The organism is Pseudomonas sp. NPDC090201, from assembly GCF_044746825.1.
Classification (GTDB): Bacteria; Pseudomonadota; Gammaproteobacteria; order Pseudomonadales; family Pseudomonadaceae; genus Aquipseudomonas; species Aquipseudomonas putida_AD.
The window spans coordinates 525013-548329 of the sequence record NZ_JBIVCX010000002.1; the positions used below are offsets into that span (position 1 = coordinate 525013).

General features: G+C 61.1%; 20 protein-coding genes. 5 read left to right on the plus strand and 15 right to left on the minus strand.

What is annotated here, in order from left to right; genetic code table 11:
• Positions 1-213: 213 nt before the first annotated feature.
• On the plus strand, positions 214-885 hold the full coding sequence (gene rpiA / locus ACIPOO_RS08490; protein WP_400605853.1) for a ribose-5-phosphate isomerase RpiA: 672 nt from the start codon (positions 214-216) through the stop codon (positions 883-885).
• Between the two features lie 147 nt (positions 886-1032).
• Here the strand turns inward: rpiA and ACIPOO_RS08495 are convergent, their stop codons facing one another.
• From ACIPOO_RS08495 to ACIPOO_RS08510, 4 genes are all read right to left on the minus strand, one after another.
• Positions 1033-1944 carry an SdiA-regulated domain-containing protein gene (locus tag ACIPOO_RS08495; protein ID WP_400605855.1) on the minus strand — a complete coding sequence of 304 codons (912 nt, stop codon included), beginning with the start codon at positions 1942-1944 and terminating at the stop codon, positions 1033-1035.
• A 201-nt stretch (positions 1945-2145) separates the two neighbouring features.
• A complete protein-coding gene (locus tag ACIPOO_RS08500) occupies positions 2146-3069 on the minus strand; it encodes an SdiA-regulated domain-containing protein (protein WP_400605858.1) in 924 nt (307 codons plus the stop codon).
• Between the two features lie 177 nt (positions 3070-3246).
• Positions 3247-3912, minus strand: coding sequence for a fumarylacetoacetate hydrolase family protein (locus ACIPOO_RS08505; RefSeq protein ID WP_274133136.1), 666 nt, complete (start codon positions 3910-3912; stop codon positions 3247-3249).
• A gap of 36 nt (positions 3913-3948) precedes the next feature.
• Positions 3949-5343: an FAD-binding oxidoreductase gene (locus ACIPOO_RS08510; RefSeq protein WP_400606353.1), complete on the minus strand. Its 1395-nt coding sequence runs from the start codon at positions 5341-5343 to the stop codon at positions 3949-3951.
• Between the two features lie 199 nt (positions 5344-5542).
• Between ACIPOO_RS08510 and serA the strand changes: the two genes are divergently transcribed.
• On the plus strand, positions 5543-6772 hold the full coding sequence (serA, locus tag ACIPOO_RS08515; protein ID WP_400605861.1) for a phosphoglycerate dehydrogenase: 1230 nt from the start codon (positions 5543-5545) through the stop codon (positions 6770-6772).
• Positions 6773-6937: 165 nt separating this feature from the next.
• Here serA and ACIPOO_RS08520 read toward each other — a convergent pair whose 3' ends face one another.
• Together ACIPOO_RS08520 and ACIPOO_RS08525 are read right to left on the minus strand one after the other, a co-directional pair.
• Complete coding sequence (locus ACIPOO_RS08520) at positions 6938-7318, minus strand: DUF4399 domain-containing protein (protein WP_400606355.1); 381 nt, start codon at positions 7316-7318, stop codon at positions 6938-6940.
• Positions 7319-7504: 186 nt separating this feature from the next.
• Complete coding sequence (locus ACIPOO_RS08525; RefSeq protein ID WP_400606357.1) at positions 7505-8143, minus strand: 2OG-Fe(II) oxygenase; 639 nt, start codon at positions 8141-8143, stop codon at positions 7505-7507.
• Between the two features lie 195 nt (positions 8144-8338).
• On the opposite strand from ACIPOO_RS08525, the gene ACIPOO_RS08530 reads away from it, so the two are divergent.
• On the plus strand, positions 8339-9079 hold the full coding sequence (locus ACIPOO_RS08530; RefSeq protein ID WP_274133139.1) for a DUF2059 domain-containing protein: 741 nt from the start codon (positions 8339-8341) through the stop codon (positions 9077-9079).
• Between the two features lie 129 nt (positions 9080-9208).
• Here ACIPOO_RS08530 and ACIPOO_RS08535 read toward each other — a convergent pair whose 3' ends face one another.
• Positions 9209-10150: an alpha/beta hydrolase gene (locus ACIPOO_RS08535; protein WP_400605864.1), complete on the minus strand. Its 942-nt coding sequence runs from the start codon at positions 10148-10150 to the stop codon at positions 9209-9211.
• 106 nt (positions 10151-10256) lie between these two features.
• On the opposite strand from ACIPOO_RS08535, the gene ACIPOO_RS08540 reads away from it, so the two are divergent.
• On the plus strand, positions 10257-10847 hold the full coding sequence (locus ACIPOO_RS08540) for a DUF6436 domain-containing protein (RefSeq protein WP_400605866.1): 591 nt from the start codon (positions 10257-10259) through the stop codon (positions 10845-10847).
• 91 nt (positions 10848-10938) lie between these two features.
• On the opposite strand, the gene ACIPOO_RS08545 is transcribed toward ACIPOO_RS08540, so the two are convergent.
• A complete protein-coding gene (locus ACIPOO_RS08545; RefSeq protein ID WP_400605868.1) occupies positions 10939-11853 on the minus strand; it encodes a ParB/Srx family N-terminal domain-containing protein in 915 nt (304 codons plus the stop codon).
• A gap of 236 nt (positions 11854-12089) precedes the next feature.
• Between ACIPOO_RS08545 and ACIPOO_RS08550 the strand changes: the two genes are divergently transcribed.
• Positions 12090-14489 (plus strand): penicillin acylase family protein, encoded by a 2400-nt coding sequence (locus ACIPOO_RS08550; RefSeq protein ID WP_400605870.1) that lies wholly within the window; start codon positions 12090-12092, stop codon positions 14487-14489.
• A 279-nt stretch (positions 14490-14768) separates the two neighbouring features.
• Here the strand turns inward: ACIPOO_RS08550 and ACIPOO_RS08555 are convergent, their stop codons facing one another.
• From ACIPOO_RS08555 to ACIPOO_RS08585, 7 genes are all read right to left on the minus strand, one after another.
• On the minus strand, positions 14769-15659 hold the full coding sequence (locus ACIPOO_RS08555; protein ID WP_274133144.1) for an ABC transporter permease subunit: 891 nt from the start codon (positions 15657-15659) through the stop codon (positions 14769-14771).
• On the minus strand, positions 15656-16576 hold the full coding sequence (locus ACIPOO_RS08560) for an ABC transporter permease subunit (RefSeq protein WP_400605872.1): 921 nt from the start codon (positions 16574-16576) through the stop codon (positions 15656-15658). The genes ACIPOO_RS08555 and ACIPOO_RS08560 overlap by 4 nt, the downstream gene beginning before the upstream one ends.
• Entirely contained in the window at positions 16573-17715 is a 1143-nt protein-coding gene (potA, locus tag ACIPOO_RS08565; RefSeq protein WP_400605874.1) for a polyamine ABC transporter ATP-binding protein, read from the minus strand. Before potA ends, ACIPOO_RS08560 begins: the two co-directional genes overlap by 4 nt.
• Positions 17716-17769: 54 nt before the next feature.
• Positions 17770-18864, minus strand: coding sequence for a polyamine ABC transporter substrate-binding protein (locus ACIPOO_RS08570; RefSeq protein ID WP_400605876.1), 1095 nt, complete (start codon positions 18862-18864; stop codon positions 17770-17772).
• A 278-nt stretch (positions 18865-19142) separates the two neighbouring features.
• Positions 19143-20240: a polyamine ABC transporter substrate-binding protein gene (locus tag ACIPOO_RS08575; protein WP_274133148.1), complete on the minus strand. Its 1098-nt coding sequence runs from the start codon at positions 20238-20240 to the stop codon at positions 19143-19145.
• A gap of 252 nt (positions 20241-20492) precedes the next feature.
• Positions 20493-21857 (minus strand): aspartate aminotransferase family protein, encoded by a 1365-nt coding sequence (locus tag ACIPOO_RS08580; RefSeq protein ID WP_400605879.1) that lies wholly within the window; start codon positions 21855-21857, stop codon positions 20493-20495.
• Between the two features lie 72 nt (positions 21858-21929).
• The gene (locus ACIPOO_RS08585; protein WP_274133150.1) at positions 21930-23288 is read right to left on the minus strand and encodes a glutamine synthetase family protein; all 1359 of its coding nucleotides are present in this window, start codon (positions 23286-23288) and stop codon (positions 21930-21932) included.
• Between the last annotated feature and the right edge of the window lie 29 nt (positions 23289-23317).

Below are 23317 nucleotides of genomic sequence, written 5' to 3' on the forward strand. Positions count from 1 at the left end.
CCAAGAAGTCTACCCCGCGCCCCGACCGACGACCACACCAAGAGTCAGGCTTTAACCACGGCATGTCGCTATAATGCCCGCCCCCAACAGATCGCTACCCTGTAGGAGCGCGCTTGCCCGCGATGCGTTTTACCTGACATGAATGTGTCGGCTGACACGACGCTGTCGCGGGCAAGCGCGCTCCTACAGGCTCTTTACCACTGGAGCCCCCGCATGACCCAGGATCAACTGAAACAGGCCGTTGCCCAGGCCGCCGTCGATTTCATCCTTCCCAAACTCGACGACAAAAGCATCGTGGGCGTCGGCACCGGCTCCACCGCCAACTGCTTCATCGACGCCCTGGCTCAGCACAAGGGTGCGTTCGACGGCGCGGTCGCCAGCTCCGAAGCCACCGCTGCACGCCTCAAGGGCCACGGTATTCCTGTGTACGAGCTGAACACTGTCAGCGACCTGGAGTTCTACATCGACGGCGCCGACGAGAGCGACGAGCACCTGAACCTGATCAAGGGCGGCGGCGCGGCCTTGACCCGCGAGAAGATCGTTGCGGCCGTGGCCAAGACCTTCATCTGCATCGCCGACGGCAGCAAGCTGGTGCCGGTATTGGGTGCGTTCCCGCTGCCAGTGGAAGTCATCCCGATGGCCCGCAGCCACGTTGCACGCCAGTTGGTGAAGCTGGGCGGCGACCCGGTCTACCGTGAGGGCGTGATCACCGACAACGGCAACATCATCCTCGACGTGCACAACATGAACATCACCGACCCGGTCGCGCTGGAAGCGCAGATCAACGCCATCGTCGGTGTGGTCACCAACGGCCTGTTCGCCGCACGCTCGGCGGACCTGTTGCTGCTGGGTACGCAAGAAGGCGTGAAAACCCTTACTCGTTAATCGCCCCGTAGGAGCGCGCTTGCCCGCGACGGCGGTGTGTCAGTCACGTATTCGGCACAGACACACCGCAATCGCGGGCAAGCGCGCTCCTACAGGTTTGCGGTGCGTCAGAAATTGCGGTGAGCCAAGGGTTGCAGCGAATTGGCCTCAATGCTTCTTGAACGAATAGAACAGGTTCGGCTCGCTGACCACATACAACGTCCCGTCTGCCCCCATCGCAATACCCTCCGCCTGCGGCACGCCCCTGGCCAGCCCCATGCTGCCTTTGCTCAACGACACATTGCCCACCGGCCGACCCGAGGTGTCCAGTTCCAGGATCTGCCGCGACTCATCGGACAGCGCCAGCAAGTGGCCGCTGATTTCATCGAACTGCAAGCTGGAAAGATCACGCACGAACAACCCGGCATCACGCTGTTTGCTCGACGTCACTTCAAGGGTACTCGGGGTGCTGTCATCGGGATTCGGGAAGCCGCGCACTTCAAGGATCTGTACCGGCTTGCGCTCCTTGGCGACAAACAGGCGCTTGCCCTTGTTGTCGTAGGCAAGCCCCTCAAAACCACTGTTGCCCCCAGCATTGATACCCAGGGTCAGTTGCTCGGCGTCGGCGGCATCGAGAAACCGCGTGTCGTCATCCACTTGCACCTTGATCAGCCGCTGGCTGTGCTCATCGCTGATCACATAAATGCCGGGGCTGATGTACTCCACAGCTTCCGCATCGCCAAACCCGGTCAGGGGGATGCGCCGAAGAATACGGCCCTCCAGGTTCAGCTCGACCAACTCGGGGTCTTTGTTGGTCACGGTAAACAGGGTGTTGCGATCGGGGTCGAAGCTCAGGGCCGAGACGTTGTCTTCCAGGCCTTCGATGGTTCGGGCTTCGATCACCACTTCATAGTCATCAAGCCCCATCGCCTGTGCATCACTGGCCTGCCAGAACACATGCCAGTTGAACCACACCCGCTCGACCACGCGGTATTCGCGCACGACGATGAACGACAACGCCAGCGCAAGGACGGCCAGCAAGGTGAGCAGCACCGTTTTGAAAGGGGACGGGCGACGCATGTACGGAGCTCGGTTTCAGAAGGGGGCGCATTAATATCACCCTAGTCTGAAACCAGACTTAAAACCCAGCACCCAACAGTTCTGTAGGAGCGCGCTTGCCCGCGAGGGCGGTGTGTCAGTCACGTATGTTGCAAAGACACACCGCTATCGCGGGCAAGCGCGCTCCTACAAGACGGCGGCGGGCCGGATTGGGGGGAAAGCTCACTTCTTCTTGAACGAATAGAACAGGTTCGGCTCGCTGACCATATAAAGGGTGCCTTCCTCGTCCATCGTCACGCCCTCGGCGCGGGGGATGGTGTGGTCCAGGCCGTTGAGGCCGCGGATCAGGCTCATGAAGCTGACCTTGTTGCCCTTCTCGTCCAGCTCCAGCAGCAGATGCGACTCCGCCGACAGCGCCAGGAGGTGCCCAGTCTTCTGATCGACATGCAGCGCCGAGAGGTTGCGCATGATGAGGTTGCCGGTGTCAGGCAGCTTCTGCTTGTCGCCTTTCAACACGGCGCTGCCGTCGGATTTCCAGCTGAACAGTGCCGGCGGACGCTCCTCGCCCAGCAGGATCTGCTGGTTGCGCGCATCCCAGGCCACGCCTTCGAAGGCCTTGTTCTGGTCAACCGACGGGCCCAGGTCATACTTGGGGAAATCGGCGATGTTCAGGCTCTTGGTCTCGGGCGTCACGGTGACCATGGTCATCAGGTGCTGACGCTCATCGACGATGGCCAGCAGGCCATTGCCCAGCACCGCCACGCCCTCGGGGTTGCTCCAGCCCACCAGCGGGATCTTGCGCAGCACGTCACCCGTCACGCTCAGCTCCGCGAGGAAGGCGTTCTTGCCCATCACCGAGTACAGGGTCTTGGTGGACGGGTCATAGGACAGGTCCGAAGCCTCGTCCTTTTCCAGTCCGGCCAGCGGTTTGCCGTCGATCACCACCCGGTAATCCGGCAGCCAGATGCTCGCCTGGCGCTCGGCAGCCGACGCCGTTTGCTCACGCAACCACAGCAGCCCGCGATCATCCCAATGCCAGGCATACGACAGGCCCACGAGAATCACCACCAGGGCGATCAACAGCCAGGACCAACTGAAATGCAGCCTGCTTTTGGGGTTGCTCTGCGGCGGGGTGTTAACGGTCATCGAGACGATCCTGAAAAATCCATTGGCACAGCGTCTGTGCGCTGCGGTCGGCGAGGAATTATCCGGATCGAGTGTGAAAAAAACGGCAATCCGGACGCTCTCGTTACATCCACTTACTGAAAACAAAAAAGCCGCCTGCAATCTCTCACAGGCGGCCTTTCAGTGAAACGGCGACGATCAGCGCACGTCGCTTTCGAAACGGCTTTGCCCCGGCAGTTCGAGCACGATCTGGTCGCCCACGTTGAACGGCCCTACGCCCGCCGGCGTGCCGGTCATGATGAGGTCGCCCGCCTGCAGCGAGAACTGCGACGCCATGTGCTGGATCATCGGCACGATGGGGTTGAGCATCTGGCTGCTGTTGCCGTCCTGGCGCACTTCGCCGTTGACGGTCAGGCGAATCGCGATGTCGGTCAGGTCCGGGTAGGCATCGGCCGACACGAACGGCGCAATCACCGCCGCGCCGTCGAACGACTTGGCGATTTCCCACGGCAGGCCCTTCTCCTTGAGCTTGGACTGCACGTCGCGCAAGGTCAGGTCCAGGCCCGGAGCGAAGCCGGAAATGGCATCCAGCACTTCTTCGCGGCTCGGGTTCTTGCTCAGGGACTTGCCGATCAGTACAACGATTTCAGCCTCGTAATGCACCGATCCCCGGTCCTCTGGAATGCTGAAACCACCTTCGATTTCCACCACGCAACTGCCCGGCTTGATGAACAGCAAAGGCTCGGTCGGCACCGGATTGTCCAGCTCCTTGGCGTGTTCGGCGTAGTTGCGGCCGATGCAGACCACCTTGCCCAGGGGGAAATGGACCTTGGTCCCGTCGATGTATTTGTGCTGGTAGCTCATTGAGCGCTCCTGAGTGCGTTTGGCAGCGGGTGCAGCTTACACCGCAAAGATCTTGCCCGGGTTCATGATGCCGTTAGGATCGAAGACAGCTTTGAGGGCCTTCATATAGTCGATTTCCAGCGGCGAGCGGCTGTATTCAAGGTAGTCGCGCTTGACCAGCCCCACGCCATGCTCGGCGGAAATCGAGCCGTTGTACTTCTCGACAATCTCGAACACCCACTTATTGACCTTCGAACAGGTGGCGAAGAACTCGGCCTTGTCCAGGTTCTCGGGCTTGAGGATGTTCAGGTGCAGATTGCCGTCGCCGATGTGGCCGTACCAGACCACTTCGAAATCCGGGTAATGCTCGCTGACGATAGCGTCGATTTCCTTGAGGAAGGCCGGCACTTTCGAGACGGTCACGGAAATGTCGTTCTTGTAGGGCGTCCAGTGGGAAATGGTTTCGGACAGGTATTCGCGCAGCTTCCACAGGTTCTGCAACTGCTGCTTGCTCTGGCTCATCACTCCATCGATCACCCAGCCCTGCTCCACGCAATGCTCGAAGATTTCCAGCGCCTGGTTGGAGACGTCCTCGTTGACGGCTTCGAACTCCAGCAGCGCATAGAACGGAGTTTTGGTGGCGAAAGGCTCGGGCACGTCGCCACGGGCCATGATTCGGGCCAGGCCCTTGTCGGAAAAGAACTCAAAGGCTGTCAGATCCAGCTTGCCGTGGAAGGCGTGCAGCACCGGCATGATCGAATCGAAGTCAGGGGTGCCGAGTACCATGCAGGTCAGGTTCTTCGGCTCGCGGTCCAGGCGCATCGTGGCCTCGACCACAAACCCCAGGGTGCCTTCGGCGCCGATGAACAACTGGCGCATGTCGTAGCCAGTGGCGTTCTTGGTCAGGTCCTTGTTCAGCTCAAGGATGTCGCCCTTGCCGGTGACGACTTTCAGCCCCGCGACCCAGTTGCGGGTCATGCCGTAGCGAATGACCTTGATTCCGCCGGCATTGGTGCCGATGTTGCCGCCAATCTGGCTGGAACCTGACGAAGCGAAGTCCACCGGGTAATACAGCCCGTTCTCCTCGGCGAAGTTTTGCAGCTGCTTGGTGATGACGCCCGGCTGGCAGCGCACGGTGCGGTCGGTGGCGTTGAGTTCGAGAATCTGATTCATGTAGTCGAAGGAAACCACGACCTCGCCGTTGGTCGCCACCGCCGCTGCCGAAAGCCCGGTCCGGCCACCCGAGGGCACCAGCGCGACCTTGTGCGCATTGGCCCAGCGCACGATGGCCTGGACTTGCTCGACCGTCTTGGGGAACACGATTGCACTGGGCGCCGGGGCAAATTGCCGGGTCCAGTCCTTGCCCCAGGCTTCGAGGGATTGCGGGTCGGTCAGCACCTTGCCAGGCTCGACCAGACCCTTCAGTTCTTCCATCGCGGCAACGTCGGTCATCAGCAGAACTCTCGGATTATTCATGATTATCCTGAGAACGCTTCACGTCGCAGGAACGGGTATTTAGCGGGGCACATATGCTAGCATACCGCCCCCGCAGAGACGTGCCTGAGGCCGACTCTCGGTGGCGCCATTGCGCCGCGAGGCAGCTTGCGCTGTCCATTTCCTGCCAATTTCTCCGGGACACAGGTTTACGCAGATGAGCAAGACTTCCCTCGACAAGAGCAAGATCAAGTTCCTTCTTCTCGAAGGCGTCCACCAATCCGCCGTCGACGTCCTCAAGGCCGCCGGTTACACCAGCATCGAGTACCACACCAAGTCTCTGCCGGAAGCCGAGCTCAAGGAAAAGATCGCCGACGCTCACTTCATCGGCATTCGCTCTCGCACCCAACTGACCGAAGAAATGTTCGACTGCGCCAAGAAACTGGTCGCCGTTGGCTGCTTCTGCATCGGCACCAACCAGGTTGACCTGGACGCTGCCCGCGAGCGTGGTATCGCCGTATTCAACGCGCCGTACTCCAACACCCGCTCCGTTGCCGAACTGGTGCTGGCCGAGGCCATCCTGCTGCTGCGCGGCATTCCCGAGAAAAACGCTTCCTGCCATCGCGGTGGCTGGATCAAGAGCGCGGCCAACTCCTTCGAGATCCGTGGCAAGAAACTGGGCATCATCGGCTACGGCTCGATCGGTACGCAGCTGTCGGTCCTGGCCGAGAGCCTGGGCATGCAGGTGTTCTTCTTCGACCCGCTGACCAAGCTGCCACTGGGCAACGCCACTCAGGTCACCAGCATGACCGAGCTGCTGGGCCTGGCTGACATCGTGTCCCTGCACGTGCCTGAACTGCCGTCCACCCAGATGATGATCGGCGAGAAAGAAATCCGCGCCATGAAGAAAGGCGCGATCCTGATCAACGCCGCTCGCGGCACTGTGGTTGATCTGGACGCCCTGGCCGGCGCGATCAAGGACCAGCACCTGATCGGCGCCGCCATCGACGTGTTCCCGGTCGAGCCGCGCTCCAACGACGACATCTTCGAAAGCCCGCTGCGTGGCCTGGACAACGTGATCCTGACCCCGCACATCGGCGGCTCCACCGCCGAAGCCCAGGCCAACATCGGTCTGGAAGTGGCCGAGAAGCTGGTCAAGTACAGCGACAACGGTACTTCGGTGTCTTCGGTCAACTTCCCTGAAGTGGCCCTGCCGGCTCACCCTGGCAAGCACCGCCTGCTGCACATCCACGAAAACATCCCGGGCGTGCTGATGGAAATCAACAAGGTGTTCGCGGAAAACGGCATCAACATCTCCGGTCAGTTCCTGCAGACCAACGAGAAAGTCGGTTACGTGGTCATCGACGTCGACGCCGAGTACTCGGACCTGGCGCAAGAGAAACTGCAGCACATCAAAGGCACCATCCGCAGCCGCGTGTTGTTCTAAGCCTTGTGCAGCAAATGAAAAAGGAGACCTTCGGGTCTCCTTTTTTTTGTGCCTGCCAACACCGATCCCGTAGCAGCACGGCTTGCCGGCGGGGGCGTCTTCAAGATCGCTCCCGCTGGCAAGCCATGCTGCTACGGGTCAGGCGTCGAATTCAAATCATGTGCGTTACTTAACGGTAATGGTGATCTTCTGCGACTCCACCGGCGGGTTCAGCGGGATGTGGCTCTTGTCGCCCACCAGCAGCTGCAAGGTGTGCTGGCCAGGGGTGAGGGTCAGTTCGGTTTCGGTCTGGCCCTTGCCGAAATGGCGAATGCTGTCGGTGGTGGGCAGCGGTGCGTTCATGTCCGGCTGATCCTTCACGTCGATCAGCAGGTGATGGTGCCCGGTATCCGGCACATCCACGCCAGCCGGCGCAACGCCCATGCCCTTGAGCCCGAACTGCACCTTGAACGTGCCATTGACCGTGGCGCCATCCTTGGGCGAGATGATGTACACCTCGGCCCCAGCGGGCGATGCAGTGCGCGGCACATCGGCGGCCTGCACCATGAATGCAGAGCCCAGCAGCAGGCCGGCCAAGGCAGTTCTTGCAAATAGCGTCTTCATGATCTCTCCCGTTTTTATCGATGCCGACAATCGGACCTTGATCCAGCCCGTCCGGTTCACGACTTCACCTTAGCCCGATCTGGCACGGCGACAGCCGGGAGAGTGAATTTATGTCGAAGATTTCATCTTTTACAGCTCGAACGGCTCATTGCCGCGCCGACGGAACCAGCCGGTCAGCGACAAGCGCTCGTGACAGGCAGGCAGCACCTCGTGGGGCATGTCACCGGACATGAACACCACCAGGCAGCCACCCAGCGGCGGCACGTCGAACTCGGGCGCGTTTTTCGGGAACATGCGCAACTGCCCGCCATGCTCGGGCTGCCAGGCGTCATTGAGGTAGATCACCGCCGAAACCATGCGCTTGTCATCGTCCCGGAAACGGTCGACATGCTTGCGGTAGAACGCCCCCGGCGGATAGAGCGCGAAGTGGCACTCAAACTCTTCCAGGCCAAGGAACAACCCGCGATTGAGCGCCTGGCGCAGGCTGTCCATGAGTTCCAGATAGCGGTCGCAGGACGCGGCCTGCCCCGGCTCGATCCACTGGATATGATCGCCGCGTATCCCCTCGCGCACTTCCTGCGTCGCGCCGCGTCCCACGGCAGCAGGCGCCAGCTCGCCCTGAACCGCGCGCGTGCGGCATTCAAGGGCCAGCTCGCGGGTCAGGTCCGGTGTGAGAAAGAGGTTCTGCTGCGACCAGCCACGTTCGGCCAGGTCGTCGACGATGCGTAACAGCAGTGGATCATCAGGGGATAGGGACATGCCGCGCATAGTATCCATACGCCGGGCAATCCAACAGCTCCTGCGGTCCGCTGGACGAGGAATATTTTTCGCAGTGTATAAACAGGCAGGCGCTTTAAACGCAGGATCGTCGAACCCATCGGTTTTCTTGGGGTCTGGCAACTGTTAACTCGACAAATCCCCGCCGCGCCGTCGAGAATAGCGGCTTGCCGACAGGAGTCACTAATGCGCCGTCTGTTTTTCCTGCTGTTGATGTTCTGCACCATGCCTGTCTGGGCAGACGTCCATGACCAGCTTTACAAGATCGCTGGTTGGCCGGATCAACGCGCGCACTTCAACGACGCCCTCAAGGCCGCCCAGCAGCGCTACAAGAACAGCCTGCCGCCTGCTGTATTCGACGCCCTCGTCAGCAACAGCAACCAGCGCTTCGCCCCTCAGGCCATGGATCAGCGCGCCGAGCAGAAACTGCGCCAGACGCTGGCCGATCCCAACCCGGCGCTGCAGTTCTTCCAGTCGCCGCTGGGACGCAAGATCGTCAACGCCGAGCTGACCGCCACCCGCCCCGATCAACTGGCAAAGAACGCCCAGGGCCTGCCCCACATGCAGGCTGACGACAACCGTCTGCTGATCATCGGCCACCTGGCCAATGCCCTGCCGGCCAAGGAGGCAGGCGCCGAAGTGAGCCTGGCGATTGCGGGCGTGGCTGCTGACAGCCTGAGTTCGATGATTCCGGGACTGATGGGCGGCGGTACCACCCAGGCCATGCTCGACGGCCAGCGCCAACGCCTGATGGGCCAGATCGCCAATGACATGAGCAACACGCTGTTGTATGTGTATCGGGATCTCTCCGACGCCGAGCTGGACGAGTTCGCAACCTTTGCCGAATCCGCCGAAGGCAAGGCCTACTACCAGGCCGCACTGGCCGCGATTCGCGCGGGCTTGGCGGTTGGGCAGCCGGTAAAGTAACCGCTCCTGACACCCTAATTCCTGTAGGAGCGCGCTTGCCCGCGACGGCGGTGGGACTGTGGCATTGGAGGCGCTGACACACCGCCGTCGCGGGCAAGCGCGCTCCTACAAGCCTGCTCGGAGCGGGGCTCACCCCATCCGCTGGGTCAAGAACCTGAAAAACTGCAGCCGCAACTCCGGCAATTCATTGGCCAGATGATGCCGTGCTTCATGGAGCATGAAGATCTGCGGATGGTCGAACTTGTCCTTGAGCACCGCCAGGTTGTGGTTCCAGTCCACGGTCATGTCCGACTCGCCCTGGACGATCAGCGGGCTGCGGGGGCTGCGCGGGGCGCTTTCGATGCGTTCGATCCATTTGGCCAGCGCGCCGACCCAGGCCGTGGGTAGACGTCTGGGCTGCAAGGGGTCCGCTATGAGGAACGGCATGAAGGTCGGCACATTGGTGTTCTCGCTGAAGCGCCGGTCGATGCCTTTGACGAACGCCCGCAGCAGGTAATAGCTGACCTTCGACCAGGTCCAGCCCCGTGGCCGCACCAGCGGCGCCAGCAGAATCGACTGCCCTTGAATCGGGCTCTGCTCGCCATGATTGAGCAAGTGATCGATGACAATCGCGCCACCGGTGCTCTGCCCGCACAGGTGCCAGGGCTGGGGCAACTCCAGTGCCCTGGCCTCGACGAACAACCGCTCGAGCACCACCTGATATTCGGCGAAATCAGTAATGCTCGCCCGCGTTCCGCTGGACAGGCCATGGCCCGGCAGGTCGCAGGAGATCACGGCATAGCCCAACTCCAGCGCCCACTCGATCACATGGCGATACAGGCCCATGTGGTCGTAGAAGCCATGCACCAGCACCAGCGTCGCGACCGGCTTTTCAGGCGTCCACAATTGGGTGACGATTTCGTATCCGCCGACTTCGAAACGCCCCAGCCGGCTGCTCACCCGCCCTTCGCTGCCCAACCCGGCCATGCTGTAGAACCGCTGGTAGGCCTGCCCGTCATCGGAGAGCGCGAGGTTCTCCACCAGGGGCTTGAGGCCGGCACGCAGGCGGTCGGGGTCGAACGTGTTGGACATCGGTATTCCAGATCAGGCAGATGGAGGTCAAGGAGTGATCGTAGCTGCGAGTTTCATCTGTCCGCCAAGGCGTGGCAAGCTACGGCACCCAAATCGAAGCCACCCCATGACTGCTCACTCACGCACCCGACGTCGCACCGTTTTCATCGCGCTGGCCGCCTGCATCTGTGCCGCAGCCCTGTGGTGGGCCTATGGGTGGTTTGAGGGCCGATATGTGCGAGCGTTCAGTGACCAGACGGCATTGTTTGCAGGCGATGTCCTGAGCCTGCCGCTTGAACTGGCGGGGCCGGGCCGCATTCGCGTCGTGCATTTCTGGGACCCGGCCTGCCCGTGCAATGTCGGCAACCAGCAGCATCTGAGCGACCTGGTGGCGCAGTTCTCGGGGGCCGGTGGCGTTGATTTCTACGCGGTGCGCAAACCCGGCAGCCAGGGCCAATTGCCGGCGACTCTGGATGCGATCAAACCCTTGAACAGCCTGCCCGGCGCCGAACGCATCAGCGCAAGCCCGGCGGTGGCCATCTGGGACCGCCTGGGCCGGCTCGCCTACTTCGGACCCTACAGCGAAGGGCTGGTGTGCAACTCGAAGAACAGCTTCATCGAGCCGATCCTTCAGGCGCTGCTGCAGGACAGACCGGTCAGTGCGACGCACACCATGGCGGTGGGCTGCTACTGCCCCTGGGCCCCCGAAACCCCGTAGCAGCACGGCTTGCCGGCGGGGCGGTAGGTCTGACACAGATGAGTTGACTGACACACCGCCCCCGCCGGCAAGCCGTGCTGCTACGGGCGACTCAATGGGTGTCTTTGTAATCGATCACGTAGGGCAGCTTCTCACTGGCCGTCTTGCTCAGCGCCTTGTGCTTGACCGACTTGAATCCCCCCAACTGCTTCGCGCTCATGCCGCCGCCGATTGATTTGCTCACCGGCGGCTCCACCATCAGGTCGCTCGCCGCCTCCAGCGCACGGTGGTAGCCGCTGCGCTCGCTCAGATTGAAGTCAGCCAGCACCAGCCGCCCTCGCAGCCAGTCGGCCCAATAGAATTCGAGAAACTCCGGCGACACATCCCCCGCCTTGGGTTTGTCGTACGCCGCGCCGCGCACGAAGTAGACGATGCTGCGCAGGATGTCGTTCTGCATCGACTTCAACCCCACATGGGCAGGCAACTGATCGGGCGCCAGCGACTGGCCGTTGCCATCCTTGAGCCAGACCTTGTGCGCCTGCTGCATGCGCTTCCAGAAGGTCGGCAGGTCGGCGCTGTCGCTGAAATCGTCGGTGATGCGCACCTTCATTTTCATCTGCGGCCCGGCGCCGGGTTGCTCCCACAATGCGCTGAAGGTGTGGTGCCCGTCGGTGAGGTAGAACTGCCCGCCGGGGCCGACCACCACGGTCTTCATGTCCTGGGGATGGGCATTGGGCTCGTCCTTGCAGGCGAAGCTCTCGGGCTTGAGCGGATCGGCAGCCTCGCCGATGCGCCAGGCCTCATCCTGACCGTTGCTCTCGCAGATTTCGTCAAAGAGCTTCTGACGATCCTTGGCGAAGCGTTCGAGCTTGTAATACACCTGATCGAAACCGATGACCGCCTGGGTCGGATGGACCTGCTCGAGGCTGACCTCGACGATGTCGCCAGGCTTGGGCGCGGTGAAGGCAAGGGCCTGGGTGCAGGACAGGGCCAGCAGGAGCGTCAGGGCGAGGGAGGAAATCCGCATGGTTCAAGACTCTTGAGGGCGTGGGCTGAGCTTAATGCAATAAGCACCTGACACAACCCGACACCTGTAGGAGCGCGCTTGCCCGCGATTGCGGCCTGTCTGAAACCCATACGTCGACTGACACCATGCCATCGCGGGCAAGCGCGCTCCTACAGGCTGTGGCGCACAGTGCTGCTACACAGCCCCGCGACAAATCTGTAGCCTTTCGCCTTCCCAACGATCTTTCGAGCCTCTGCATGAAACGCAGCCTTTCCGTCATTGCCTTTGTGGTCGTCCTGATTGCAGGTGGCGGCGCCTGGTACATCCACGGCAAGCAACCGGTACGCGATGGCGAGATCGCCCTGCCAAAGCTTCAGGCGCCGGTCACCGTGCGTTACGACGAGCGCGGCGTGCCCCACATCAAGGCCGAGAATCAGGACGACCTCTACCGCACTCTGGGCTATGTCCACGCTCAGGACCGGCTGTTCCAGATGGAAATCCTGCGCCGCCTGGCCCGTGGTGAGCTGGCCGAGGTGCTGGGGCCCAAACTGGTCAACACCGACAAACTGTTCCGCAGCCTGCGCATCCGCGAGCACGCTGACGCCTACGTCGCCCGCCAGGACAAGAACACACCTGCCTGGAAGGCGCTACAAGCCTATCTGGACGGCGTTAACCAGTTCCAGGCGACTCACCCTCGCCCCATCGAGTTCGACGTGCTGGGCATCGAAAAGCGCCCGTTCACGGCAGAAGACACCCTGAGCATCGGCGGCTACCTGGCCTACAGCTTCGCCGCCGCCTTTCGTACCGAGCCCCTGCTCACCTACGTACGCGATCAACTGGGCGCGGACTACCTGAAAACCCTGGATCTGGACTGGCAACCCGAGGGCGCCCTGCACCCCTCGCCGGCGCTGACCAGCAAGGACTGGAAAGGCCTGGGTGACCTGGCCCTGCTCAGCCAGCAGGCCCTCGAAGACGCAGGCCTGCCACAGTTCGAAGGCAGCAACGCCTGGGCAGTGTCGGGCAGCCGCACCCAGAGCGGCAAACCCCTGCTGGCCGGCGATCCGCATATCCGCTTCTCGGTGCCGGCGGTCTGGTACGAGGCGCAGCTGTCGGCCCCGGGCTTCGAGTTGTACGGCCATTTCCAGGCGCTCAACCCCTTCGCCCTGCTGGGCCACAACATGGATTTCGGCTGGAGCCTGACCATGTTCCAGAACGACGACGTCGATCTGATCGCCGAGAAGGTCAACCCCGACAACCCCAATCAGGTCATGTACCACGGCGCCTGGGCCGACATGACCTCGCGCATCGATCAGATCAAGGTCAAGGGCCAGTCGCCGATCAGCTTCACCCTGCGCCAGTCGCCCCACGGCCCGATCGTCAATGACGTGCTGACCGCCAGCGGCATTCAGGAGCACGCCGACACGCCGGTCGCCATGTGGTGGTCATTCCTGGAATCCGAGAACCCGATCCTGCAGGGTTTCTATGAGGCCAACCGCGCCGACACCCTAGACAAGATGCGCAGCGCCGCCGAGAAGATTCATTCTCCGGGCCTGAACGTGGTCTACGCCAACGCCCACGGGGACATCGGCTGGTGGGCCGCCGCACAACTGCCCAAGCGGCCAGAGGGCGTGAACCCGGCGTTCATCCTCGACGGCAGTAGCGATCAGGCCGACAAGGACGGTTTCTACCCCTTCAGCGCCAACCCGCAGGAAGAAAACCCGGCGCGCGGGTACATCGTTTCGGCCAACTTCCAGCCGGTATCGCCCCTCGGGATCGAGATTCCCGGCTACTACAACCTGGCCGAGCGCGGCCGTCAGCTGGACAGGCAACTGAGCGACAACAGCGTGAAGTGGAATCTGGACAACAGCCAGACGCTGCAACTGGGCACCCGGACCGACTACGCCGAGCAGATCCTCAAGCCTCTGCTGCCGGTGCTGCGTCGTGTGGTCAGCGACCCCGAAGAGCATGACCTGCTCGAACGCCTGGCTACCTGGAAGGGCGACTATCCGGTGGATTCGGTCGGTGCCACGCTGTTCAACCAGTTCCTGTTCAACCTCTGCGACCAGACCTTCCGCGACGAACTGGGCGACGCATTGTTCTCGACGCTGATTTCAACACGTGTCATCGACATGGCGCTGCCCAGGCTTGCCGCCGACGAACACTCGCCGTGGTGGAACAATCGCAACTCCAATGAACCGGAGAGCCGCGACCACACGGTCAAGGTTGCCTGGCACGCGGCGGTTTCCCATCTCAAATCCCTGTACGGCCTCAATCCCGAGGAATGGACTTGGGGCAAGGCGCACACCCTGACCCACGAACACCCGCTGGGCCGCCAGCCGCCGCTGGACATGCTGTTCAACGTCGGCCCCTTCGCCGCCCCCGGCACCCATGAAGTGCCGAACAACCTCTCAGCGAGCATCACCACGGCGCCGTGGCCAGTGACCTACGGCCCCTCGACCCGCCGCCTGATCGACTTCGCCGACCCCGCCCATGCGCTGGGCATCAACCCGGTGGGCCAGAGCGGCGTGCTGTTCGACAAGCACTACGCCGATCAGGCACAGGCCTACGTCACCGGACAGTACAGACCAGAACGGTTCAGTGAGGGGGATGTGGCAGGGAATAGCAGGGAGGTGTTGAGGTTGGTGCCGCCCCGATAACACCACAACCCCTGTAGGAGCGCGCTTGCCCGCGACGGCGGAATGTCAGCCCAACATCCAGGCACCTGACCCACCACCATCCCCGTAGGAGCGCGCTTGCCCGCGACGGCGGAGTGTCAGCCAACATCCAAGCATCTGACACACCACCATCCCTGTAGGAGCGCGCTTGCCCGCGACGGCGGAGTGTCAGCCAACATTGATCTGGCAGGCACTCCGCAGTCGCGGGCAAGCGCGCTCCTACAGGGTTGGCCACGCGATGGTGGCCAACCTGACTTCAGATCAAGCCGCTTCCGGCGCCGGCGCGCGGCGTACGTCCGGCTGTTTCCAGCCATCAGCCGCTGCTTCTTCAATCGCCTGCTGAATCGCACGCTTGCGGGCGTTTTCAGCGCGGCGGGTGAAGAACCACACCAGGAAGGTCGCGATCGACACCGCCAGCAAGATCAGACTGGCAATGGCGTTGATCTCGGGTTTCACGCCCAGGCGCACCGCCGAGAACACTTCCATCGGCAGGGTCGTCGAACCCGGGCCGGACACGAAGCTCGCCAATACCAGGTCGTCCAGCGACAGGGCGAACGACATCATGCCGCCCGCCGCCAGCGACGGTGCGATCATCGGGATGGTGATCAGGAAGAACACCTTCCACGGACGCGCCCCCAGATCCATCGCAGCCTCTTCGATGGACATGTCCAGCTCACGCAGGCGAGCCGACACCACCACCGCCACATACGCCGCACAGAACGTCGTGTGGGCGATCCAGATGGTGACGATGCCACGCTCCTGCGGCCAGCCGATCATCTGCGCCATCGCCACGAACAGCAGCAACAGCGACAGACCGGTAATCACCTCAGGCATCACCAGCGGCGCCGTCACCAGCCCGCCGAAGAACGTGCGGCCCTTGAAGCGGGTCACGCGGGTCAGCACGAAGGCGGCCATGGTGCCCAGGGCCACTGCGGCGATGGACGTATAGCAGGCGATTTCCAGCGAGCGCATCACGGCACTCATCAACTGGGTGTTGTCCAGAAGGCCCACGTACCACTTCACCGACCAGCCGCCCCACACCGTCACAAGCTTGGAGGCGTTGAACGAGTAGATCACCAGGATGACCATCGGGGCGTAGATGAAGATCAGGCCCAGCACCAGCATCAGGTTCGAGAATCGGAAGCTTCTCATGCTTTGCCCTCCAGTTCTTTGGCCTGGCTACGGTTGAACAGAATGATTGGCACGATGAGGATCAACAGCATCACCACCGCCAGCGAAGACGCCACCGGCCAGTCGCGGTTGTTGAAGAACTCTTGCCACAGGACTTTACCGATCATCAGGGTTTCCGGGCCGCCCAGCAGCTCAGGAATGACGAACTCGCCCACCACCGGAATGAACACCAGCATGCAGCCGGCGATGATGCCGTTCTTGGACAGTGGCACGGTGATCTTCCAGAAGCTGTTGAAGGTGCTCGAACCCAGGTCCGATGCAGCCTCCAGCAGGCTCTGGTCGTGCTTCACCAGGTTGGCGTACAGCGGCAGGATCATGAACGGCAAATAGGAATAAACGACACCAATGTAGACCGCGAGGTTGGTGTTGAGGATCTGCAACGGCTCGCTGATGACGCCCAGCCACATCAGGAAGGCGTTGAGCAGACCGTTGTTGCTGAGGATGCCCATCCAGGCATAGACGCGGATCAGGATCGCGGTCCAGGTCGGCATCATGATGAGCAGCAACAGCACGGTCTGCATTTCCTTACGGGCAATGGAAATGCCGTAGGCCATCGGATAGCCGATCAGCAGGCACAGCAAGGTGCTGAAGAAGGCCATCTTCAACGAGCCCAGGTACGCCGAGATGTACAGGTCATCGCCGGTCAGCAACGCGTAGTTGGCGAAGTTGAGCACGATGTCGAGCTTCTGCTCGGCGTAGGAGAAGATCTCGGTGTACGGCGGAATCGCGACGTCGGCTTCAGCGAAACTGATCTTGATAACGATCAGAAACGGCAGCGCGAAGAACAGGAACAGCCACAGGAAAGGAACCCCGATGACCGCCTGACGGCCATTGGGCGTGATGCGTTGCAGGGTGCGTTTGAGTTTTCGGATTTTCATGAGCGCAGTACCACGCCGCTGTCGTCTTCCCACCACACGTAGACTTCGTCATCCCAGGTAGGGCGCGCGCCACGGCGTTCGGCGTTGGCCACGAAGGACTGGACCAGCTTGCCGCAGGCCAGTTGCACGTAGAACACCGAGTGACCGCCCAGGTAAGCGATGTCATGGACCTTGCCGCGCGACCAGTTGTATTCGTAGGTCGGCTGCTCGGTGGTGATGAGCAGTTTCTCCGGACGAATCGCGTAGGTGATCTGCTTGTCTTCCACCGAGGTGCTGATGCCGTGGCCCACGAAGATATTGCGTTCAAGCTCGGGGCTGCGGATCAGTGCGTGGCCTTCCATGTCCTCGATGACTTCGCCGTCGAAGAGGTTGACGTTACCGATGAATTCGCAGACCAGGCGGCTGGTCGGGGTCTCGTAGATGTCCACCGGGCTGCCGATCTGGGCGATCCAGCCAAGGTGCATGATCGCGATGCGCTGGGCCATGGTCATGGCCTCTTCCTGGTCGTGGGTCACCATGACGCAGGTCACGCCGACGCGCTCGATGATCTCCACCAGCTCCAGTTGCATCTGCGAGCGCAGTTTCTTGTCCAGTGCGCCCATGGGCTCATCGAGCAGCAGCAGTTTCGGCTTCTTGGCCAGTGAGCGGGCCAGTGCCACACGCTGACGTTGACCACCGGAAAGCTGGTGCGGCTTGCGCTTGGCGTACTGGGTCATCTGCACCAGCTTGAGCATCTCGGCCACGCGGGCGTCGATCTCGGCCTTGGGCAGTTTGTCCTGCTGCAGGCCGAAGGCGATGTTCTGCGCCACGGTCATGTGTGGAAACAGCGCGTAGGACTGGAACATCATGTTGATCGGACGTTCGTACGGCGGCATGTCGGTGATGTCGACGCCATCGAGGAAAATGCGCCCGTCGGTAGGCCGTTCGAAACCGGCCAGCATGCGCAGCAACGTGGACTTGCCCGAACCAGAACCGCCAAGCAGGGCGAAGATCTCGCCTTTGTTGATCTGCAGAGACACATCGTCCACAGCAACCGTCTCGTCGAACTTTTTGGTGACCCGATCGATTTTGACCAGCACCTGTTTAGGTTGCTGACCACCCTCAAGGGCTTTTTTGTAGGCGCCGGAGGCAACTGCCATGGGTGAAACTCCCAACTGTTTTTGCACCCGGCCACTACGGCCGGGCGCCTGGTCTTATTTACCGGATTTGATCTTGGTCCAGCTGCGCGTCATGACGCGCTGAATTTTCGGTGGCAACTCGGAGTTGACGTACAGCCGCTTCTGCACGTCGGCCGGTGGGTACACCGCCTCGTCGTTGCGGATTTCCTGATCCATCAGTTCGCCCGAAGCCGGGTTCGGGTTGGCGTATCCCACCTGGTCGCTGACCTTGGCGATCACGTCAGGCTTGAGGATGTAGTTGATGAAGGCGTGAGCGGCTTTGACATCCGGGGCATCGGCCGGGATCGCCAGCATGTCGAACCACAGGTTGCCGCCCTCTTTGGGAATCGAATAGGCGATGTTCACGCCCTTGCCCGCCTCTTCGGCGCGAGCCTTGGCCTGGAACACGTCGCCGGAGAAGCCGGCCGCGATGCAGATGTCGCCGTTGGCAAGGTCCGTGATGTATTTGGAGGAGTTGAAGTAGGTCACGTAAGGACGGACCTTGAGCAACTTGTCTTCAACTTTCTTGTAGTCTTTCTCGTCGGTGCTATTGGGGTTCAGGCCCATGTAGTTCAGGACTGCGGGCATCATTTCGTCTGCCGAATCGAGGAACGCCACACCGCACTTCTGCAGCTTCTTGATGTTCTCGGGTTCGAACAGCACCGCCCACGAATCGATGGTGTCGACGCCCAGCACTTCCTTGATCTTGTCGACGTTGTAACCAATGCCGTTGGTGCCCCACAGATACGGCACGGCGTACTGGTTACCCGGATCGTTCTTCTCCAGGCGCTTCATCAGTTCGGGGTCGAGGTTGGAATAATTGGGGAGTTGCGATTTGTCGAGCTTCTGGAACGCACCGGCCTTGATCTGTTTGCCAAGGAAGTGGTTGGAGGGCACCACCACGTCATAACCGGTGTGACCGGCCAGCAGCTTGCCTTCCAGGGTTTCGTTGGAGTCGAAGACGTCGTACTTGGTCTTGATCCCGGTGGTGGACTCGAAGTCCGCCAGGGTCGTGGTGCCGATGTAATCGGACCAGTTATAAATGCGGACAGTGGATTCCGCGTAAGCACCGACGGCGAGCGTCAGGCCGGCTCCGAGCAGCAAGCCTTTGGAAAATAAAGAAATAGACACGTTTGCAGTCCTTTTCAGTAGTTGGGCCTGTTGCCCGTGCCGAGGGCAGCCGTGGCCGCCTGAAACAAATCCGGCGCGCAACTTACCTTCGATAAACCCTTGTCGCAAAAAGAATTTTTTCTTACACCCGCCTGTAGGAGCGCGCTTGCCCGCGACGGCGTCGGTTCATTCAACATCTTTGGCGTCTGATACACCGCAATCGTCCGGATGCGGCCCAGACCAAGCGCGCTCCTACAGTTGGCGCATGTGCCGCGATTAAGCGGCACATGCGATCAGGCTTACTTGCCCGACTTGATGTTGGTCCAGCTGCGGGTCATCAGGCGTTGAGTCGCTGCCGGCAGGTCGGCGATGGCGTACAACTTGGCCAGGACATCGGCAGGTGGATACACACCCGGGTCGGAAGTGATTTCCTTGTCAACGAACTCGGTCGCAGCCTTGTTACCGTTCGGGAAGTGAACGGCGTTGGTGATTTCAGCCATCACCTTCGGTTGCAGCAGGAAGTTCATGAACTTGTAGGCGCCGTCGACGTTTTCTGCGTCTTTTGGAATGGCGACCATGTCGTAGAAGCTACCCGCACCTTCTTTCGGAATGTTGTAGCTGACCTTGATCTTGCCACCGGCTTCTTCAGCACGGGCCTTGGCCTGATACACGTCACCCGAGTAACCCACGGCTACGCAGATGTTGCCGTTGGCCAGGTCCGAGATGTACTTGGAGGAGTGGAAGTAGGTGACCGAAGGACGAATCTTCTTGAACAGCGCTTCAGCTTTCTCGATGTCTTCTTTCTTCTGGCTGTCGGTTGGCAGGCCCAGGTAATGCAGCGCCACTGGCAGCATTTCGGTCGGCGAATCCAGGAAGCTCACGCCGCAGGCTTTCAGCTTGGCGGCGTTTTCAGGCTTGAACAGCAGGTCCCACGAGTTGACCGGGGCGTCGGCGCCCAGTGCAGCCTTGACCTTCTCGGCGTTGTAGCCGATACCGATCGAACCCCACATGTACGGGAAGGCGTGCTTGTTGTCAGGGTCGCTGACGGACACGGCTTTCAACAGTGCAGGGTCCAGGTTTTTGTAGTTGGGCAGCTTGGACTTGTCCAGCTCCTGGTAAACACCGGCCTTGATCTGCTTGGCCAGGAAGTTGTTGGATGGCACAACGATGTCGTAGCCCGACTTGCCAGCCAGCAATTTGGCTTCCAGAGTCTCGTTGCTGTCGAAGACGTCGTACACCACTTTGATGCCGGATTCTTTTTCGAAATCGGCAATGGTGTTCGGTGCGATGTAGTCGGACCAGTTATAGACGTGCAGAACTTTGTCATCGGCGTGAGCGGCCGCAGCCACTGCGCCCATCATGGACAACGCGAGGAGGGTTTTGCCAAATTTCTTCATTCGTACAGCTCCAGTGTTTTTATGTTAGCGGCGACTAAAACAACCGTTAGTCTGGCAATTTCCTGGGCGGCCTTACAAGCGCACCTGCCCGCCATGTTGCATAACTTTCAAAGATTTCATCTGCACGCCAACACATCGAACCTTTGTAGGAGCGCGCTTGCCCGCGACCGCAGTGTGTCAGCCACCCAAAACGTTGAATGACCCCACGCCGTCGCGGGCAAGCGCGCTCCTACACGTGGACCGTTTCGGACTTCACTTCTGAAGTGCCTCAAGGGTCAGGTCCAGGCATTTGCGTGCCTTTTCCACCAGCTCATCGATCTCGGCAAAGCTGATGACCAGCGGTGGCGAGATAATCATGGTGTCGCCCACTGCCCGCATGATCAGCCCGTTATTGAAGCAGAAGTTGCGGCAGATCATGCCTACACCAAGACCCTCGTAACGCTTGCGAGTTGCCTTGTCCTTGACCAGCTCGATGGCCCCGAGCAAACCGACGCCACGCACCTCACCCACCAGCGGATGATCGTTCAACTCGCGCAAACGCTTCTGCAAGTATGGTGCCGTTTCCGACTTGACCCGCTCCACGATCTTCTCGTCACGCAGGATGCGGATGTTTTCCAGACCCACCGCCGCCGCCACCGGGTGGCCCGAGTAGGTGAAGCCGTGGTTGAAGTCACCGCCCTCGTTCAGCACCTTGACCACTTCATCGCGCACGATGACGCCGCCCATGGGGATGTAGCCGGAGGTCAGGCCCTTGGCGATGGTCATCAGATCAGGCTTGAGGTCGAAGAAATCGCTACCGAACCACTCACCGGTGCGGCCAAAACCACAGATCACCTCGTCGGCCACGAACAGGATGTCGTACCTGGCCAGGATCTCCTTGATCTTCGGCCAGTAGGTGGCTGGCGGTACGATCACGCCGCCTGCACCCTGGATCGGCTCGGCGATGAATGCACCGACGTTGTCTTCGCCGACTTCGAGAATTTTCTTTTCCAGTTGCTCGGCAGCCCAGACGCCGAACTCATCCGGGGTCATGTCGCCGCCTTCACCGAACCAGTAAGGCTGCGGGATATGAACGATGCCGGGAATCGGCAGATCGCCCTGCTCATGCATGTACGTCATGCCACCCAGGCTCGCGCCCGCCACGGTGGAGCCGTGGTAGCCGTTCATGCGGCTGATGATGGTTTTCTTCGAAGGCTTGCCCTTCACCGCCCAGTAGTGACGAACCATGCGCAGCACGGTGTCGTTGCCTTCGGAGCCGGAACCGGTGAAGAACACGTGGTTCATGCCTTCTGGGGCGATGTCGGCAATCGCCTTGGCCAACTGCAATGCAGGTGGGTGGGCAGTCTGGAAGAACAGGTTGTAATAAGGCAGCTCGCGCATCTGCTTGCTGGCGGCGTCCGCCAGTTCGTCGCGGCCATAACCCACGGCCACGCACCACAGGCCGGCCATGCCGTCGAGGATCTTGTTGCCTTCGCTGTCCCAGAGATAAACGCCCTTGGCGTTGGTGATGATGCGCGGGCCTTTCTCTTTAAGCTGTTTGAAGTCGCTGAATGGCGCCAGGTGATGGTCGCTGCTGAGGGCTTGCCATTCGCGGGTCTGCGGGTTGTTGGAACTCATGAACCACTCCATTAGCTGTGTATCGCGTGTCGGCGCCGCTGGCCCGCGAAGGCCGGGCGGCGCCTGTGATCTTCAGACGGCGAAGAGCAGGAATTCCCGCTCCCACGAACTGATCACACGCTTGAAGTTTTCGTGCTCGGCGCGCTTGACCGCGACGTAGCCGGTGACAAACGTCTTGCCCAGGTATTTCTCGACGGTCTTGCTGTTTTCCATCCGCTCCAGCGCGTCCTCAATGGTCAGCGGCAGGCGCAGGTTGCGGCGCTCATAACCGCGGCCCACGACTGGCGCGCTCGGATTCAAACCCTCGACCATGCCGATATAGCCGCACAACAGGCTCGCGGCGATGGCCAGGTACGGGTTGGCATCGGCGCCCGGCAGGCGGTTTTCCACACGGCGGTTCTGCGGGCCAGCATCCGGTACACGCAAGCCGACCGTGCGGTTTTCCTCGCCCCACTCCACGTTCACCGGCGCCGAGGTATCGGGCAGGAAGCGGCGGAACGAGTTGACGTTCGGCGCGAACAGCGGCAACAGCTCGGGGATCAGTTTCTGCAAGCCACCGATGTGGTGCAGGAACAGCTGGCTCATGGTCCCGTCTTCATTGGAGAAGATGTTCTTGCCGGTCTCCATGTCGACGATGCTCTGGTGCAGGTGCATCGCACTGCCAGGCTCGCCGGTCATGGGCTTGGCCATGAAGGTGGCGGCCACGTCGTGCTTGAGCGCGGCTTCACGCATGGTGCGCTTGAACACCAGGATCTGGTCGGCCAGCGAAAGCGCGTCGCCGTGACGGAAGTTGATTTCCATCTGCGCGGTGCCGTCTTCGTGAATCAGCGTGTCCAGGTCCAGGTGCTGCAATTCGCACCAGTCGTAGACATCTTCGAACAGCGGGTCGAATTCGTTGGCCGCCTCGATGGAGAACGACTGGCGACCGGTTTCCGGGCGGCCCGAACGGCCAACCGGTGGCTGCAGCGGGTAGTCTGGGTCTTCGCTGCGCTTGGTCAGGTAGAACTCCATCTCCGGCGCCACGATCGGCTTCCAGCCACGGTCTGCATAGAGTTGCAGCACTTTCTTCAATACGTTGCGCGGCGACAGCTCGATAGGGTTGCCTTGCTTGTCGTAGGTGTCGTGAATCACCTGCGCGGTAGGCTCGATGGCCCAGGGCACCAGATACACCGCGTTCTGGTCAGGACGGCAGAACATGTCGATGTCTGCGGCGTCCAGCAACTCGTAGTAGATGTCGTCTTCGACGTAATCGCCGGTCACGGTCTGCAGCAATACGCTCTCCGGCAAGCGCATGCCCTTTTCGGCAATGAACTTGTTGGTCGGAGCGATCTTGCCGCGAGTGATACCGGTAAGGTCGGCGATCAGGCACTCGACTTCGGTAATCCTGTGTTCTTTCAACCAATCGGTGAGCTGGTCGAGGTTGGTACTCATAAATACCTCAGGGGTTTCAGTTCCTGGTC

Excerpts from the sequence above, each read along its gene's own strand:
- rpiA (WP_400605853.1), top strand. The coding sequence starts at position 214 with ATGACCCAGGATCAACTGAAACAGGCCGTTGCCCAGGCCGCCGTCGAT.
- ACIPOO_RS08495 (WP_400605855.1), bottom strand. The coding sequence starts at position 1,944 with ATGCGTCGCCCGTCCCCTTTCAAAACGGTGCTGCTCACCTTGCTGGCC.
- ACIPOO_RS08500 (WP_400605858.1), bottom strand. The coding sequence starts at position 3,069 with ATGACCGTTAACACCCCGCCGCAGAGCAACCCCAAAAGCAGGCTGCAT.
- ACIPOO_RS08505 (WP_274133136.1), bottom strand. The coding sequence starts at position 3,912 with ATGAGCTACCAGCACAAATACATCGACGGGACCAAGGTCCATTTCCCC.
- ACIPOO_RS08510 (WP_400606353.1), bottom strand. The coding sequence starts at position 5,343 with ATGACCGACGTTGCCGCGATGGAAGAACTGAAGGGTCTGGTCGAGCCT.
- serA (WP_400605861.1), top strand. The coding sequence starts at position 5,543 with ATGAGCAAGACTTCCCTCGACAAGAGCAAGATCAAGTTCCTTCTTCTC.
- ACIPOO_RS08520 (WP_400606355.1), bottom strand. The coding sequence starts at position 7,318 with ATGGTGCAGGCCGCCGATGTGCCGCGCACTGCATCGCCCGCTGGGGCC.
- ACIPOO_RS08525 (WP_400606357.1), bottom strand. The coding sequence starts at position 8,143 with ATGCGCGGCATGTCCCTATCCCCTGATGATCCACTGCTGTTACGCATC.
- ACIPOO_RS08530 (WP_274133139.1), top strand. The coding sequence starts at position 8,339 with ATGCGCCGTCTGTTTTTCCTGCTGTTGATGTTCTGCACCATGCCTGTC.
- ACIPOO_RS08535 (WP_400605864.1), bottom strand. The coding sequence starts at position 10,150 with ATGTCCAACACGTTCGACCCCGACCGCCTGCGTGCCGGCCTCAAGCCC.
- ACIPOO_RS08540 (WP_400605866.1), top strand. The coding sequence starts at position 10,257 with ATGACTGCTCACTCACGCACCCGACGTCGCACCGTTTTCATCGCGCTG.
- ACIPOO_RS08545 (WP_400605868.1), bottom strand. The coding sequence starts at position 11,853 with ATGCGGATTTCCTCCCTCGCCCTGACGCTCCTGCTGGCCCTGTCCTGC.
- ACIPOO_RS08550 (WP_400605870.1), top strand. The coding sequence starts at position 12,090 with ATGAAACGCAGCCTTTCCGTCATTGCCTTTGTGGTCGTCCTGATTGCA.
- ACIPOO_RS08555 (WP_274133144.1), bottom strand. The coding sequence starts at position 15,659 with ATGAGAAGCTTCCGATTCTCGAACCTGATGCTGGTGCTGGGCCTGATC.
- ACIPOO_RS08560 (WP_400605872.1), bottom strand. The coding sequence starts at position 16,576 with ATGAAAATCCGAAAACTCAAACGCACCCTGCAACGCATCACGCCCAAT.
- potA (WP_400605874.1), bottom strand. The coding sequence starts at position 17,715 with ATGGCAGTTGCCTCCGGCGCCTACAAAAAAGCCCTTGAGGGTGGTCAG.
- ACIPOO_RS08575 (WP_274133148.1), bottom strand. The coding sequence starts at position 20,240 with ATGAAGAAATTTGGCAAAACCCTCCTCGCGTTGTCCATGATGGGCGCA.
- ACIPOO_RS08580 (WP_400605879.1), bottom strand. The coding sequence starts at position 21,857 with ATGAGTTCCAACAACCCGCAGACCCGCGAATGGCAAGCCCTCAGCAGC.
- ACIPOO_RS08585 (WP_274133150.1), bottom strand. The coding sequence starts at position 23,288 with ATGAGTACCAACCTCGACCAGCTCACCGATTGGTTGAAAGAACACAGG.